Annotated in this window: 15 protein-coding genes; 8 read left to right on the top strand and 7 right to left on the bottom strand. The window is 35.9% G+C overall.

The window, feature by feature from the left end:
- The 4 genes from A9G34_RS09210 to A9G34_RS09195 all read right to left on the bottom strand — a co-directional run.
- Positions 1–936, bottom strand: a 936-nt coding sequence (locus A9G34_RS09210) for a type VI secretion system Vgr family protein (RefSeq protein WP_141670394.1), incomplete at its 3' end; no start/stop codon positions are given.
- Positions 937–1,797: 861 nt separating this feature from the next.
- Positions 1,798–2,985 (bottom strand): ABC transporter permease, encoded by a 1,188-nt coding sequence (locus A9G34_RS09205; RefSeq protein ID WP_218055717.1) that lies wholly within the window; start codon positions 2,983–2,985, stop codon positions 1,798–1,800.
- A complete protein-coding gene (locus A9G34_RS09200) occupies positions 2,982–4,094 on the bottom strand; it encodes an HlyD family secretion protein (protein ID WP_081295309.1) in 1,113 nt (370 codons plus the stop codon). The genes A9G34_RS09205 and A9G34_RS09200 overlap by 4 nt, the downstream gene beginning before the upstream one ends.
- Positions 4,095–4,170: 76 nt before the next feature.
- Positions 4,171–4,668 (bottom strand): MarR family winged helix-turn-helix transcriptional regulator, encoded by a 498-nt coding sequence (locus A9G34_RS09195; RefSeq protein WP_034948604.1) that lies wholly within the window; start codon positions 4,666–4,668, stop codon positions 4,171–4,173.
- Between the two features lie 288 nt (positions 4,669–4,956).
- On the opposite strand from A9G34_RS09195, the gene nirB reads away from it, so the two are divergent.
- From nirB to cysG, 4 genes are read left to right on the top strand one after another with little or no spacing between them, the layout of a single operon-like run.
- Positions 4,957–7,482, top strand: coding sequence for a nitrite reductase large subunit NirB (gene nirB / locus A9G34_RS09190; RefSeq protein ID WP_065569524.1), 2,526 nt, complete (start codon positions 4,957–4,959; stop codon positions 7,480–7,482).
- A gap of 1 nt (position 7,483) precedes the next feature.
- Positions 7,484–7,819, top strand: coding sequence for a nitrite reductase small subunit NirD (gene nirD, locus A9G34_RS09185; protein ID WP_034948597.1), 336 nt, complete (start codon positions 7,484–7,486; stop codon positions 7,817–7,819).
- A 25-nt stretch (positions 7,820–7,844) separates the two neighbouring features.
- Positions 7,845–8,612, top strand: coding sequence for a nitrite transporter NirC (gene nirC / locus A9G34_RS09180; RefSeq protein ID WP_034948593.1), 768 nt, complete (start codon positions 7,845–7,847; stop codon positions 8,610–8,612).
- A 38-nt stretch (positions 8,613–8,650) separates the two neighbouring features.
- Positions 8,651–10,024 (top strand): siroheme synthase CysG, encoded by a 1,374-nt coding sequence (gene cysG, locus A9G34_RS09175; RefSeq protein WP_065569523.1) that lies wholly within the window; start codon positions 8,651–8,653, stop codon positions 10,022–10,024.
- Between the two features lie 192 nt (positions 10,025–10,216).
- Here the strand turns inward: cysG and narL are convergent, their stop codons facing one another.
- Together narL and narX are read right to left on the bottom strand one after the other, a co-directional pair.
- On the bottom strand, positions 10,217–10,870 hold the full coding sequence (gene narL / locus A9G34_RS09170) for a two-component system response regulator NarL (RefSeq protein ID WP_034948586.1): 654 nt from the start codon (positions 10,868–10,870) through the stop codon (positions 10,217–10,219).
- Positions 10,871–10,873: 3 nt separating this feature from the next.
- Positions 10,874–12,697, bottom strand: a complete 1,824-nt coding sequence (narX, locus tag A9G34_RS09165) for a nitrate/nitrite two-component system sensor histidine kinase NarX (RefSeq protein WP_065569522.1) — start codon at positions 12,695–12,697, stop codon at positions 10,874–10,876.
- A gap of 216 nt (positions 12,698–12,913) precedes the next feature.
- On the opposite strand from narX, the gene rplU reads away from it, so the two are divergent.
- From rplU to cgtA, 4 genes are all read left to right on the top strand, one after another.
- Entirely contained in the window at positions 12,914–13,222 is a 309-nt protein-coding gene (rplU, locus tag A9G34_RS09160; protein WP_034948580.1) for a 50S ribosomal protein L21, read from the top strand.
- Between the two features lie 15 nt (positions 13,223–13,237).
- Positions 13,238–13,498: a 50S ribosomal protein L27 gene (gene rpmA / locus A9G34_RS09155; protein ID WP_025314437.1), complete on the top strand. Its 261-nt coding sequence runs from the start codon at positions 13,238–13,240 to the stop codon at positions 13,496–13,498.
- A gap of 79 nt (positions 13,499–13,577) precedes the next feature.
- On the top strand, positions 13,578–14,543 hold the full coding sequence (locus tag A9G34_RS09150; protein WP_065569521.1) for a DMT family transporter: 966 nt from the start codon (positions 13,578–13,580) through the stop codon (positions 14,541–14,543).
- A complete protein-coding gene (cgtA, locus tag A9G34_RS09145) occupies positions 14,543–15,703 on the top strand; it encodes an Obg family GTPase CgtA (RefSeq protein WP_034948575.1) in 1,161 nt (386 codons plus the stop codon). The genes A9G34_RS09150 and cgtA overlap by 1 nt, the downstream gene beginning before the upstream one ends.
- Before the next feature lie 306 nt (positions 15,704–16,009).
- Here the strand turns inward: cgtA and A9G34_RS09140 are convergent, their stop codons facing one another.
- Positions 16,010–16,378, bottom strand: a complete 369-nt coding sequence (locus A9G34_RS09140) for a hypothetical protein (RefSeq protein ID WP_051825482.1) — start codon at positions 16,376–16,378, stop codon at positions 16,010–16,012.
- Between the last annotated feature and the right edge of the window lie 2 nt (positions 16,379–16,380).

The raw sequence follows: 16,380 nt of genomic DNA, 5'->3' as shown, positions 1-16,380 counted from the left end.
GGCACTACCTGCATATTGATAGTGCTCGCCATAACGGTAGTCGGTGCCGTTAGTGGTGTGGTCATCGGGTTGGCTATTGACCTCGCCAAGTAAGTTGGCTTTGGCATCACGGTAGTTGTAATCTTTCACTTTAACCGATGATGCCACCGTTTGGCTGTGCATGCTAATATCCCAAACGCTTTCAGTGCCACCGTCCAAGGTGCCGCTGGGTAATTTGTAATCAATATGAGCAACTTGGTCATAACCTTGTTCGTAATCGCTTATCACCATTACGTCGCAGTCGTGCTCGGCATGGCTTTCAAAGCGAAACCAGATACCCACATCCGCCATTAAGCGTTGTATAAATTCAAAATCGCTTTCTTGCCATTGGGTAATAAATTCCCTGGCTGGGTAGTGCTCTTTAAGTTCAAGGCGGTAGTCTATGCCATTAAGTCCGTGGCTTCTAAGTATTTGTTCAACCACGCTTACTACGCTTTGGTTCTGGAATATGGCACAGTTGCGGTTTAACGTTAGTCTAGCCAGTCGTGGCGATAAGACCACTTGATAATGCGCTTCCTCTTTATTCACCGATAGTTGGCTAAACTCGGTGATAATACCATAAACCTTGCGGGTGCTTTTATCATTGGTAAAATCACCCAAGGCACGGATTGCAGAACTGAGCGCATCGCTTACAACAGAATTAAATGAGAAAGTAGCCGGTTGGTTTAAAAAAGCATCGGTAGATAGGGTTTTATTGGCACTGGTAAAAGTAATGGTGTAACGCCACAGCTGGTTTAAGGCCTCTTCGCCTTTGACGTTTAACACCGATATAGGAGCGCTGAGTTCATCAATGGTTAGTGTATAACGGTTGTGACTAACTTTATTTGTTAATTGGCTAAGCAAGTCTTTCCCTGCTTGTCCTGCTTGTTCGACGATTTTATCTAAATGTTTTACCATTTTTTCCCCTTATTATTGTTCTCATTCAATTTAATAAGTGCGTTTTACCCCATTAAATGGATTAATGATTAGTTGTTTTAAGGGGCATGAATAGATAGCCATAAATCTGGCGTTGAGGATTGTTACATTGATAGCGTGATTGCTTTGTTTTTATTAGAAAACCAAACCGTAAGGGACAATAATCAAATTTATTGTGAATAAACCAATGCAAATGAATGAATATCATGCTGCATAATGTGGGCATTTGATATACTAACAACCGTGACATCCTTACCTATACTACCTTGCTACTTATTTTTATTTAGTTTTGTCATATTTATCTATTTTTATCGGTAATTTTAATAATCAATAATGATAATTAAAATTGGGCATAAAAATTACACGGTTTTTATAGAATTTGCAATATTTAATTGAAGTTAATTTATTGAAATTTAAGATAAGCTTAGTGAGTCATGTTTTTTTAGGTTGCTGCTTTTAAGCCCCACTTAAAATTTTATCAATTAACTGGGGTTAGGGTTTTCGCATTAAGATAAAGGGGGGATCCCTGTGTATACAGGGAACACGAACAAAAAAACTCGTAAAAGTAAAATTTCAGCGGTTTATCCCTGTGTATACAGGGAACACAAAATCACTGCATGCCAACCTTATTAATTTTTCGGTTTATCCCTGTGTATACAGGGAACACCGGCGGCGTTGTTGGGTATTTTGGGTCATTCACGGTTTATCCCTGTGTATACAGGGAATACTTTTGTTCTAAATGGCAAAGAGCATTTCAAATGTTAATCGATGAAGTTTTAAAAGCACTTAATTTATTTATTAAAATACTATTTTCTTCACCAAGTAAATGTATCAATTTTTCAATTAGTTATTTATAGTGTTTTGATTCAATTGTGGTTGGGTAGCTGTTTTTTTCGTTCGTTCAAAAACGATCATTACCACAAAAGCAATAACAGTTAAATAAATAATAAATGTGCCATACGTTGCTAACATATCCACTAGTGAACGCCCTCGCATGGCGATATCTCGAAAAAACCGAAATAACCAAACTAAAGGAAAGGCGTGGCTAATATAGTAAGTCCATATTGGCATAATACCTACAGCCATGGTGGAGCCGCCCATAATGAATCCCGGCGGAACTAAGAAAATCATTTTACTAGCTCCTTCGCCTGGATTATTGGTTTTCCAAGATAATAAAAATCCTAACCAGCCAAATGCAATTCCTGTCATAAACATGCTAGGTACAAATACGAAATAGTTACCATCAAAGCGTAATTGTCCAAATAGCACAAGTACTGCCGTTATTAATGTTAACCCTGTGGTGTAAAATAGTGCATAAGGTATGGTTCTTGCAAGTAGTGCAACAAATCCCCTTTCTAATACGGTATTCCACATGCCTGTTACTTTTAAACGGCCAATAATCATCAACGATGTAAGCCCGTATGTCAGTGAGGAGAAGAAATAAACAAAATAGATAATAGTTGATATGGTTGATGAACTTGCAGGATTAAACATATATCGTGTTTTAAGTTGCATTGGCGATAAAGTCGCTTCAATGCCTTCTTTACTTAGCCCTAATGCGGCAACTTTACCAACACTAAGTTCAGCACCTAGTTCAGGAATATATTCATTAAGGCTTTGTAGCACTTTGGCATTTTGTGCATCATTAGTATCATCAACAAAATAACCTAAGCGAACGGTTTTATCGCCTTTCTTTAAGCTCTTTTCTAATCCTTTAGGAATGTATAAAACACCTAAATTACGATCGTGTGAAACTAGCGCTATTGGATTGACCGGCGCTTTGATTACCTCAGAAACTTCAATATATGGTGAAGTGTTTATTTTACTAATTAATTCTGTGGAATAATTAGAACCGTCTAGGTCAATAACCGCAATTTTACCTTCAAATACTGCGCCATGGCTTAATACAATTGAGAAGATTAGCGAAATAATGGCCGCTAAACCTATCGCAACTTTGTAATATGGGATAAAGTGACCTGACAACATGGCGTCAAGCTCTTCAAGCATAGATTTAATGATGTTTTGCATCATTGTTTAACCTCAATTGTCATACCGGTTAATAGTTTCGGAATAGATTCCATATAAATTCTAACTTGATAAGATGTTAAATCCGCTTGTCCGCGTTCCCGTGTCATGCGTAAATCAGCAAATGATGGCGCAGCTGTCGCAAAGCGGACTTTACCTTTTATTTCTTTATCAAGTGCTATCACATTTGCTTTTACTGTTGTACCTGGTTGATAATCATTGACCATTTTTTCATTTACGTAAATATCAATATATTTACGATCGGTCTCTAACAATACGGCTGGTGCACCTGTTGGTGCTAATTCACCATTTTCAAACATCAATTTTAATACTTTGCCATCTTCAGGAGCCGTTAATGTCAGTCGCTCATAATTGATTTGTAACTGCTTTAAATCAGCTTCACCTTGAGCTAATAAGGCACGTAGCTGTGCTAGCTGATTTTGGCGATTTTGAAGTTTTTGCCGCGCAATAGCAACAGATTGTATTGTCATTCCTGTTGCATTTCTGGTTTGTTCAAATTGGCTAATTTGTTCTGGTGTTGCTCCAATCATTAATGTTGATAATTGGCTTTCAATTTGGGCAACTTGCATTTTGGCAACAGTAAAGGCATTTCGTGCATTATCAAGTTGTGATTGTGAATTGCCACCAGTCTTACGTAATTGGGTTTGACGGGTATACTCTGTGTTAGCTAAATCTCTTGCTGATTTTGCTGCTTCTAAGCTTGCTTTAACTTCTTCAATTTTACGCCAAGTAGATAATTCAGCTAAATTGGTTTCATTTTCGGTGATTTCAATTGCAGCTTGTTCTTGATTTACTGCTGCCTTTTGACTATCAACTAGTGCTTGTAGTCGTTCAATTGCTAGCTTAGTGTCGATATCTTCTAATTGCATTAAAGGATCGCCTTTTTTTACGATTTGTGATTCTTCTACAAATCGTTTAATGACTTTTCCTCCTACATTTTGGAAAGCAACGTTAATTTCATCTGCAGTTAAGACACCTGATTTAATACTCTTAGCAACGGTTACCGCATCATTTCTAGAGCCTAAGAAAATTAATGATGACCCAATAGTTAAAAGCGCCAAAAATATAACAGGGATTTTGATATTTTTTTTCATATATAGCTTATTTTCCATTTAATTAGTCAGCTAAGTATTTTAGTGAAAATAATGAACTTTAATTGATTAAAGTTAGTTATTTTCGTAGTAATTTACGTAGCATCAATATTAAAGATTCTTGCTCTTGTTTGTTTAAAACTTGAGCGAAAGCCTTAATTGATTTAAGGTGATTGGGTAATGCATCTTGAATTAATTTCTCGCCGACTGTGGTTAATGAGATAAGCCGAGAACGACCATCTTCTCCACTTTTTGACATTGCTATTAATGGGTTAGGTGCAGATAGCATACGTTTAACCATAACTGATACTGTCGCAGGTGTTACGCCGATGCGTAATGCCAAATCACTGGCACAAGTTTCACCTTCGGAAAACAGCGACATTAATAAGGCAAACTTTCCTTCGGAAACATCATAGTCTTTCGTTAGTTGAGCGTAAATGTTTGCACGTATTAAATCGGCTGTGGTAATTAGGCTTAATACCAGATCAACGCCAGAAACATCAACGATATCATCATTAAACCTTTGTGCTCGCGCTAAAGTTTCACGAGATGGAAGTGTTCTAGACTTGTAATTCAATGGTTATTACTCAATTTATTTAGTCGGCTAATTATACTATTTAAATTTTTGTTGGCAATAATATTTGGCTAATTGCCATTAAATATTAATAATTTTTATTAATGCATTTATGAATGCTTAATTTAATAAATGCTGAATTTTAATATAATTAACTGTTTTAAAAATAATTATCTTTATTACTACTAAAGTGGTAATCCTTAAGGGTAGTTATATTTTGGTCTAAGTTACATACAATGAGGGGTAATTATAAATTAAATAATTGAAATAAAATAAAATTGGAGCTTTATTATGAGTAAAACCAATCTCGTTATCATTGGTAATGGGATGGTTGGACATCGTTTTATTGAGGAAGTTATCAATAAAATGCAGTCTAATCAGTTCAGTATTACTATCTTTTGTGAAGAACCTCGTCTTGCTTATGATCGTGTTCATCTTTCCTCTTATTTTTCAAATCATACCGCTGATGCGCTTTCTTTAGTTCGTGAAGGGTTATATGAGGAAAACAACATAAATGTACTACTTAATGAACGAGCTATTCTAATTAATCGTCAACGTAAAGAGGTTCACTCTCAGACAGGTAGAATTGTTAGCTATGATAAATTGATTATTGCAACAGGATCTTATGCGTGGGTTCCACCAATTAAAGGTGCAGATGGCTCAAATTGTTTTGTTTATCGAACCATTGAAGATCTTGACGCCATTCGTGAATGTGCTAGCCACTGTAAAACTGGGGCCGTTGTCGGTGGTGGCTTATTGGGGCTTGAAGCAGCTGGCGCATTAAAAAATCTAGGGGTGCAAACACATGTTGTTGAATTTGCTCCTGTTTTGATGGCTGAGCAACTTGACGCAATGGGAGGCGAGCAATTACGCCGAAAAATTGAAAGCATGGGGGTTGGTGTTCATACAAGTAAAAATACTCAAGAAATTATTCATACACCATCGGGTAAAATGATGCAATTTGCTGATGGAACATCACTCGAAATTGATTTTATTGTTTTCTCAACAGGCATTCGACCGAACGATCAGCTTGCTAAAGCGTGTCAGCTTGAAATAGGTCCACGTGGTGGAATTGTGGTTAATAATTATTGTCAAACTTCTGATCCTGATATTTACGCAATAGGTGAGTGTGCCTGTTGGCAAAGCAAAGTATTTGGTTTAGTTGCGCCAGGATATAAAATGGCACAGGTTGCTTTAGCGCATTTAATTGGTGAGCAAACTCCATTTGAAGGCGCTGATATGAGCGCTAAATTAAAGTTAATGGGAGTCGATGTTGGTAGTATTGGCGATGCTAAAGGAAAAACGTTAGGTAGTCGCAGCTATGTTTATTTAGATGAAACTGTTCCAGTTTATAAAAAATTAGTTGTCTCTCAAGATAATAAAAAATTATTAGGGGCTGTGCTAGTTGGCGATACTGCTGATTATAGTAATTTATTACAATTGATGTTGAATGAAATGGATCTTCCAGAACATCCAGATACATTAATTTTACCTGCCCACGCTGGTGCTAAACCTGCTATGGGGGTTGAAGCGTTACCAGATTCTGCCCAAATTTGTTCATGTTTTGATGTAACAAAAGCGAAAATTATTAATGCTATTCATTCTGGTTGTCATACTGTTGCGGCAATTAAGGCAGAAACCAAAGCAGGTACAGGATGCGGTGGCTGTATTCCATTGGTTACCCAGCTGTTAAACTCCGAATTAGCCAAACAAGGTATTGAAGTGAGCCATGCGTTATGTGAGCATTTCAAATACTCACGTCAAGAGCTATACCATTTAATTCGTGTAGAAGGATTAAAATCATTTAACCAAGTAATTCAAAAATATGGTACGGGCTATGGATGCGAAGTTTGTAAACCAACGGTTGCTTCTTTATTAGCGTCTTGTTGGAATGATTATATTCTTAAACAAGATTTAGTTCCGTTGCAAGATAGTAACGATATTTTTCTTGGTAATATTCAGAAAAATGGTACTTATTCGGTCATTCCTCGTAGTGCGGGGGGAGAGATTACCCCTGAAGGTTTAATCGCTGTTGGTCGCATCGCTAAAAAATATCAGCTCTATACAAAAATTACAGGATCGCAACGTATTGGATTATTTGGTGCCCAAAAAGCTGATCTGCCAGCTATTTGGAAAGAGCTCATCGATGCTGGTTTTGAAAGTGGATATGCTTATGCTAAAGCACTAAGAATGGCTAAAACTTGCGTAGGTAGCACTTGGTGCCGGTTTGGTGTCGGTGATAGTGTCGGTTTTGGGGTAGAACTTGAAAATCGTTATAAAGGTATTCGAGCTCCGCATAAATTTAAATTAGGTGTTTCTGGTTGTACCCGAGAATGTGCGGAGGCACAAGGTAAAGATATTGGTGTTATCGCAACTGAAAAAGGTTGGAACCTTTATGTATGCGGTAATGGTGGTATGAAACCACGCCACGCCGATTTGCTTGCTGCTGATCTTGATAGACAAACATTAATTAAATATCTTGACCGTTTTATTATGTTCTATATTCGTACTGCTGATAAATTACAACGGACCTCCGTTTGGCTTGAAAATATGGAAGGGGGAATTGATTATTTACGTAGTGTAATTATCGACAATAAATTAGGAATTAATGATGAACTAGAGAGTGAAATGGCACGCCTGCGTAAATTGATGGTATGTGAATGGAAAGAAACGGTCGAGCATCCAGAAAACCAAAAACGATTTACTCACTTTATTAATAGTAATCAGCGCGATGAAAATGTCCAATTTATACCTGAGCGCGATCAGCATCGACCAGCGACAGCGGAAGAACGTAAAGCAATGTTAGGAGGGCAATAATATGAGTCAATGGGTAACTGTTTGTAAACTTGATGATATTTTACCCCAAACTGGAGTATGTGCACTTGTTGGGGGGGAACATGTAGCAGTTTTTCGTCCTTATGATACTGCTGAACTTTATGCAATTAGTAATATTGATCCCTTTGCACAAGCAAGTGTTTTGTCTCAAGGTATTATTGGGCAGCATGAAAATGAGCTGTATGTCGCAAGTCCATTAAAAAAACAACGCTTTCGCTTAAAAGATGGTTATTGTTTGGATGATGTCCAATATTCTATTGCAAATTATGAAGTAAAAGTAAATGAAGATGGTTTTGTTGAAGTAAAATCATTACATTAAAGCAATTTTTAAGGTTTAAATAGTTATGTATACCGATACAATTAATAAATGTGCTGCTAATGCAGCACGCATTGTTCGTTTAGCCAAAATTAACCCTATAGGTTTTTGGTTAAGTTCTGCTATGGCTGGGGCTTATGTTGGGCTTGGTATTATTTTAATTTTTACGTTAGGTAATTTGTTTGAGCCGTCGTTAAGACCTTTGGTGATGGGGGCTACATTTGGCATTGCGTTAACTTTAGTGGTGATTGCTGGATCTGAACTTTTTACTGGGCACACTATGTTTTTAACCTTTGGGGTAAAGTGTAAAAAAATTACCCATAAGCAGATGTGGTTAGTATTACCACAAACGTGGTTTGCAAATTTATTAGGATCTGTTTTTGTTGCTGTATTATATTGTTATGCGGCAACTCCATTATTATCAGTAGATACTAGCTTAGTGCATGGTGCTGCATTAGCCAAAACCACTGCTCCCGCTGTAGCACTGTTTTTTCGTGGAATTTTGTGCAACTGGCTTGTTTGTTTAGCAATTTGGATGGCAAATCGAGTTGAAGGAACAGCAAAATTTATCGCTATTTGGTGGTGTTTACTCGCTTTTATTGCCTGTGGTTATGAGCATTCTGTTGCCAATATGACATTATTTTCACTTTCATGGTTCGGTAATCATAATGAAGCTTATACTTTAGTTGGTATTGGTCATAACTTATTTTGGGTATCGTTAGGTAATATTGTGTCGGGTGCTGTCTTTATGGGATTAGGTTACTGGTATTCTACGCCTAAAACTGAGAGACCCTAATTTGGATGAAATTCAAAAAGGATAAATATTGAGGTTTTATGGATTATTTTCCACTATTTTGTAAGTTAGAAGGTCGAGAATGCCTACTTGTTGGCGGTGGTGAAATTGCCGAGCGAAAAGCTCGGCTACTACTTGAAGCTGGCGCAAGGTTAACAGTTAATGCGTTTGAATTCAATCAGCAATTCTTGTGCTGGCAGGAACAAAAACAATTAGTGTTACAGCAAGGTGAATTCAATGCACAGTTGCTTGACAATAAATGGTTAGTTATTGCGGCAACTGATTGCCATAAAACGAATCAAACTGTTAGTGTTGAAGCAGAAAATCGCCGTATTTTTTGTAATGTTGTTGATTCTCCAAAAGATGCTAGCTTTATTATGCCTTCAATTATTGACCGTTCACCAATAATGGTTGCCGTGTCATCAGCAGGGCATGCACCGGTTTTAGCACGTTTATTGCGAGAAAAACTGGAATCGATCTTACCTCAGCATTTAGGAAGATTAGCTCAGTATGCTGGTTATTTGCGTAATAAAGCGAAACAAACCTATAAAACACTTAACGAGCGCCGCCGTTTTTGGGAAAAACTTTTCACCCATGATAGGCTAGCACAAGCGATTGCTAATAATGATTCAGAGCAAGTTGAAATGTTAACGGATGAATTATTTAATTTATCACTTGATCACCGTGGCGAGGTTGTTTTAGTTGGAGCTGGTCCTGGCGATGCTAGTTTACTGACTTTAAAGGGATTACAGCAAATTCAACAAGCCGATATTATTGTTTATGATCGCTTAGTTTCAGATGAGATTATGAATCTCGCCAGACGTGATGCCCAACGTATCTTTGTTGGTAAACGGGCGGGGTATCACTGTGTTCCTCAAGAACAAATTAATGAAATCTTGTTAGAACAAGCTCAAAAGGGGTTACGTGTTGTTAGGTTAAAAGGTGGTGATCCCTTTATTTTCGGAAGAGGAGGGGAAGAGCTAGAAACTTTATTTAATGCTGGTATCCCATTTTCTGTCGTTCCTGGAATAACCGCAGCTTCAGGGTGTTCAGCTTATAGTGGCATCCCTTTAACACATCGTGATTATGCGCATAGCGTTCGTTTGATAACTGGGCATTTGAAAGATGGAAGCCATCTTGATTGGCAAAGTTTAGCAGCCGAAAAGCAGACGTTGGTTTTTTATATGGGGCTTTCACAAGCGGAAAATATTAGCCAACAATTAATTAAATATGGTATGAAAGCAAATACTCCTGTGGCGATTGTTGAGGATGGAACAAGCACTAAACAAAAAGTAATTACAGGTTTGTTGGAGGATTTAACCACATTAGCTTTACAATCATGTAGCCCAAGTTTAATTATTATTGGACCTGTGGTTGCTTTACGTGAAAAACTAAATTGGTTTTCTAATCATTAATATAAATAGGCAAGTAAATTGCATTTGTGAATAATAACTTGCCTGTTATTTAATAAGTTATTTGTTTAATTTTTTAGATATGCCGATATAAAACATAAAGGTGAGCCTATTTTTGCTCACTGCTAGCTTTTAATCTACAACCCATAAGTCTACCTAGATTAAATCTAGATTGTTGATGCTTAATCAATAAAATTATTCTTTATTTTGTAAATACCATATGGTCATTTCCATTCGCGATTTAAAATTTAATTTTTTAAATATGCTTTTTATATGTACTTTTACTGTACTTTCAACAATATTTAACTCTCTAGCAATTAATTTATTAGAAAGTCCTTGTACTAGTAGGTTAAATATTTCATGTTCTCTAGGGGTCAGTAAGTTTACATCATGAATTTGCTTGGTTGTCGGTTCTTTACCATTGCGCATGTAGTTTAGAATAATGTGAGAAATTGCTTCGTCCATAATGATTTTTCCTTCCGCAATATCTTTTAATGCTTTGAGAAAATCTTCTGGCTCCATGTCTTTTAATAAATAACCATCGGCACCATTTTTTATTGCGGCGATAATATCCTCTTTGGCATCTGATACCGTAAACATTATGATTCGGCTTGAAATGTTTTTTTCGCGCAAATAGCGTAGTATTTCTAATCCATTGATATCATGGATATTGATATCGAGTAAGATGATATCTGGATCGAGTTTTTCCGCTAATTTAATCCCTTCTGTTCCTGATCCTGTTTCTCCGATAACTTCAAAATGGTTAATAGTATTAATTAGTTGTTTTACACCATTTCTTAGCATTGGGTGATCATCAATAAGTAGTATTGAGTTTTTTATTTGTTCCATTGATTACTCTTCTATTGTCTTGACGGGAATAGTTTTATTGGCTTTAAATACTACCATGACTTGTGTTCCTTTTTGTGGTTCAGTGTTTATAGTCAAATTGCCATTTAGAATTTCAGCTCTATCTCGCATAATCACTATTCCATAATGGTTGTCCTGTTTTATATTCGGTTGAAAACCAATGCCATTATCGCTTATGCTGATAGTAATGAGCTGGTTATCATCAATAGTTAGGCTGATGATAACTTGTGAAGCTTTGGCATGTTTGTAGACATTATTTAGTGCTTCTCGAATAAATTGTAATAAATGAAAAGCATGTTTGCTTTTTATAATATTGAGCGGTAGTTGATATTCAAGCTGAATGTTAAATTTTAATTTTTGGTTAAATTCTTCTATTAACTCCATTAAACTAGCATAAAAACCAGTTTGATTAAGACGTAAACGAAAAGAGGTGATTAATTCTCTTAATTGAGAATAAGTAATGTTGACTTCTTTACGCATTGTTGCCAATAAATCAATGCTACTTTGTGAGGTCAAATCAGATTGCATTTGCAAACAACTTAAATGTATCTTTAGACAAGATAATGATTGGGCAATTGAATCGTGTAATTCTCTTGCCATTGCCGAGCGTTCTTTCATTAATAAGTACTGTTTTTGTTGCTCTATTTGTTTATCAAGCATTATTGCAGTAGTCATTTGCTCGATAAGCCCTGTAACCAAATTTTCTTGCTCATCGCTAAGTGTTATGTCTGTTGGTTGAATAGCAAATAATATGCCATATTTTTCGCCATTGTCTTGTAGATACCAATAACGTTGAAATCCATTTTGTTGGTAAGACTTTGAGCCTATTAAACAGGCACAACAATTTGGATTTTGGCAATAGGGTAATTTGTGTTCGTTACCGTAACTAATTTGTTGATAATAGTCAGGATAATCTGATTCATAAAAGCGAATTTGAAATTGAGTCAGTGGCACAAGCTCTTCCAATTGACGTAATACGATCAGAAAACGTTCACATAAGGGCTCTGATGTATGGAGTTGCTTGGTTGCTTGATATTGAAATGAGATGATTTTATTTGTTTGTTGCAACTTAGCTGTTTTTTCAGTAACACGTTCTTCAAGTAATAAATATTGTGATTCGATTTGATCGGACATGTTGTTTAACGCTAATCCTAATAAATCAAACTCATTTTTTATTGAGCGAACCGTAAAACGTTCACTAAAATTATGTTTTGAAATGGCTTCTGCCATGTTAATGAGTTTACGCCAAGGTACAAGAAGATAACGACGTAAATAGTAGAGTTGAGCAAGAAGAAATATCACAATAATTATGATAAATAATTGTTGTAATAAGGATATATAATGAATTTGACTTTCAGTTTTCTGATCAATTTTATGCACTAAATAATTGGCTCGGAAAACAAATTGCTCAATATCAGTTTTTATCTCATCAATTTTTTTTGCTTGTTGAATTTTTACCGTAGTGTGAGTTTCCCATTCATCCTTTAATTGATTGAATTCATCAATTAAATTATAACGTTTAAAAAGTGCTAAATGTTGTTTTGAGGAAGTTATATCGTTAAAAATATTCAATTGATAATCATCTTGTTTATTTAAAGGCACCTTCGATAAAAGTTGATAACTCTTCATGCGAATTAATCCTAATTGATTAATCATATAAGCACTACCTTTGGTGTCATTGGCTTCCTGAATAGATAATGATAATGCAACTAAGGCAATGGCACCTAAAAAAAACATTAGTAATGATAAACGATTAATAATAGAAGCATGATAGCGAGTTTTATTTTTGGTTATTTTAGCACTCAGCATATTATTATAATAAATTGATAGATAAATAATGATTTATCTATATTGTAACGTTAAAACGATATCTTGCTGATCTTTTTTGTAACTTTTTGCATTCTTTTAGTAAAGACTGCTTGCAACAAGGATAAATTTTGCGTAAAATTCACGCCCTATAAGATTAATCAATGCAGGCATATACGTTAAATCAGGAATGGTCTGCTTTTTATTGCGGAGTTAAGTATGTACGCAGTTTTCCAAAGTGGTGGCAAACAACACCGAGTTAGCGAAGGGCAAGTCGTTCGCTTGGAAAAAATTGAAGTCGAAACAGGCTCAGAAGTTGTTTTCGATAAAGTTTTAATGGTAGCAAATGGTGAAGACATCAAAGTTGGTGCTCCGTTTGTTGAAGGTGCAACAATTAAAGCAGAAATTGTTGAGCACGGTCGTGGCGATAAAGTGAAAATTGTTAAATTCCGTCGTCGTAAACACTATCGTAAACAACAAGGTCACCGTCAGTGGTTTACTGATGTGAAGATCACTGCAATCGCTTAATAGGAGTATCGAACAATGGCACATAAGAAGGCTGGTGGTTCATCACGCAATGGTCGTGATTCCCAGAGTAAACGTTTAGGTGTTAAACGTTATGGTTCTCAAGAAGTTCTTGCTGGCAATATTTTAGTTCGTCAACGTGGAACTCAATTTCACCCAGGCACTAATGTAGGTTGTGGTCGTGACCATACCTTATTTGCTTTAATTGATGGGCAAGTAAAATTTGAAGTTAAAGGACCTAAAAATCGTCGCTATGTTAGCGTTATTGCTAATAGCTAATTAAAAACGATTTAATAGTTATGGAAGCCTCACAGTTATTGTGGGGCTTTTTTCATTTCTTGAATGTATATTGTTTATTATGATAAAACAGCAGAATGTTAAATTAGGTTTTACGTTAGCCATGTTAACCGCAATTTTGTGGGGATTAGTACCGATTGCAATGAAATATGCATTGGTAGTTATTGATCCATTAACTTTGGCGTGGTCTCGGTTGGCAATTTCTGCTGTTGGTATTACGTTATGGTTAGCTTATAAAAAACAATTTCCTAATTTATTGATGTTTAAAAAACGTCGACGTTTTATCTTGCTCATGATCGCTGGATTTGGTTTACTCGGTAATTTTGCACTATTTGCAAGTGCAGTTCAGTACCTTTCAGCAACGACCTCCCAAGTTGTTGGTCAAGTGGGAATTGTGATATTTATGATTTCAAGCGCTTTTGTTTTTAAAGAGCGGTTGAGACCAACACAGATAATTGGTATTTCTGTATTGTTAATTGGTCTAGGACTATTTTTTAATAAAAATATTACTGTTCTTTTTGCTAATATGTCTACTTATGGCATTGGTGTCTGGCTGACTTTACTTGCTTCAATTTCATGGGCAGGTTATGCATTAGCCCAAAAAGTGTTATTACGGAAATTAGCTGCAGAGCAGCTACTTTGGTTAATTTATCTTATTTGTACTGTATTTTTATGGCCATTTGCATCGCCAACAAAAATAGCTAATGCCGATATAACTCAATTAGTTGCTATTATCTTTTGTGGTTTAAATACCATTATTGCTTATGGCGCATTAGTGATGGCAATGGAGCGTTGGCAAGCAGCACAAGTTAGTGCTATTACAACACTAACCCCATTGTTTGCATTAATTTTTTCAGATATGTTCGCTGTAATTTGGCCAGAAAAATTTGCTATGCAGTATTTAAATATTTTAGGTTATATTGGCGCAGTGTCAGTAGTTGCTGGTGCGATGTTTGCAACAATTGGGCATTATTTATGGCATCCAAGAAAAGGCTGGCTGATTAACCAGAAGAAAGAGGAAAAATAATGAAATTTGTAGATGAAGCTTCAATCCGAGTCGAGGCCGGTGATGGAGGTAATGGCTGTGTTGGTTTTCGTCGTGAAAAGTATATTCCAAAAGGCGGTCCTGATGGCGGTGATGGTGGTGATGGTGGCGATGTATTTTTTATTGCTGATGAGAATCTCAATACGTTGGTTGATTTTCAGTTTGAAAAGAACTATCGGGCTGAACGAGGTCAAAATGGACAAGGTTCTGATTGTACCGGTAAACGAGGAAAAGATATCACTGTTAAAGTGCCTGTAGGGACACGAATTACCGACAAATATACTGGTGAAGTTATTGGTGATTTAATTCATCACCAGCAAAAAGTATTGGTTGCTAAAGGTGGTTTTCATGGGCTTGGAAATGCTCGTTTTAAATCTTCAGTAAATCGCGCTCCAAGGCAAAAAACAGATGGTACACCGGGTGAAAAACGTGATGTTTTGTTAGAGTTATTATTGCTTGCTGATGTGGGTATGTTAGGGTTACCAAATGCCGGTAAGTCAACATTTATTCGCGCTGTTTCAGCGGCGAAGCCGAAAGTGGCGGACTATCCTTTTACAACATTAGTACCAAGTTTAGGCGTTGTCAGAATGGATAACGAACAAAGTTTTGTTGTTGCTGATATTCCTGGTTTGATTGAGGGGGCTTCAGAAGGTGCAGGGCTTGGTATTCGTTTTTTAAAGCATCTTGAGCGTTGTCGTGTTTTGGTCCATTTAATTGATATAGCCCCTTTTGATGGATCTGATCCTATTGAGAATGCAAAAGTAATTATCCAAGAGCTGCATCAGTATAGTGAAAAACTAGCAAATAAACCGCGTTGGTTAGTGTTTAACAAAGTGGATGTATTAGGTGAAGAAGAAAGTTTAAAGCGTGCTGCTGAAATTGCTAATGCATTAAATTGGGATGATAAATATTATACTATTTCTGCAATTAATCATGAGGGTGTTAAGACTTTGTGTTGGGATTTAATGGAATATATTAATGCTCATCCTCGCGAAATGGAACAGGAAGAGTCATCTTCTGAAAAAGTTGAGTTTATGTGGGATGATTATCATCAACAAGTGATAGATGAGACTTTTGACAGTGATTTTGATGACTGGGATGAGAGCAAAGAAGAAGGTGTTGAATTTATTTATCAAAAATAAAACTTTCATTGCATTTTAGTATTAATTTTTTCAATTACTAAATGTAGTTTTCTAAAAAGCAGGGCAAAGTCCTGCTCATTTCTATTATTTTTCAATTAAAGTATTTTTTATTTTGATGATATCTTTTAATGTTTTCTTTTATTTACTTAATTTAATGATATAAAAATGCTTGCTTTTATTAATGATAATGATTATCATTATTTTGCTATTTGATGGAAGATCGAAAGACTTCTCAAAAAGCATGACATTGCTCACATTGCTTCCAATGTTTGCCAGTTTAGGGATGCTAAGCTGGCTTTTTTATTTTTAAAGATATAAGGCATTTTTTCTAATGACAAGTTGATCGTCAATAACCATTTTCCAAACGCCATCTTCAAAATACGGCACTTTTGAAACCACAAAAACAGTATTCAGACCTGAAACACTAACTTTGAAATCGTTGCCAATAAATTCAAATATAGGAGCTTGGATTGTTTTTGAGACAGTATCTTTTTTGTATTTATAGTTAATTTTAGCATCAGATGTTATGGTGATAGCCATATATTCACCTTGCCATGTTCCAATATAACTTTTCTTTTCAGAAGGAATCGCTTTTAACCCATCACATGCAGTAATTAATGTTGCAACAATAGCCAATAAATAAAACTGTTTAATTTGTGAGATTATAAAATGCATTT

Origin of the sequence: Gilliamella sp. Choc4-2 (genome assembly GCF_001690355.1) — a bacterium.
GTDB lineage: Bacteria > Pseudomonadota > Gammaproteobacteria > Enterobacterales > Orbaceae > Gilliamella > Gilliamella apicola_A.
The sequence above is the reverse complement of the archived record's forward strand: the minus strand, read 5'-3'. Positions and strand labels throughout refer to the sequence as shown.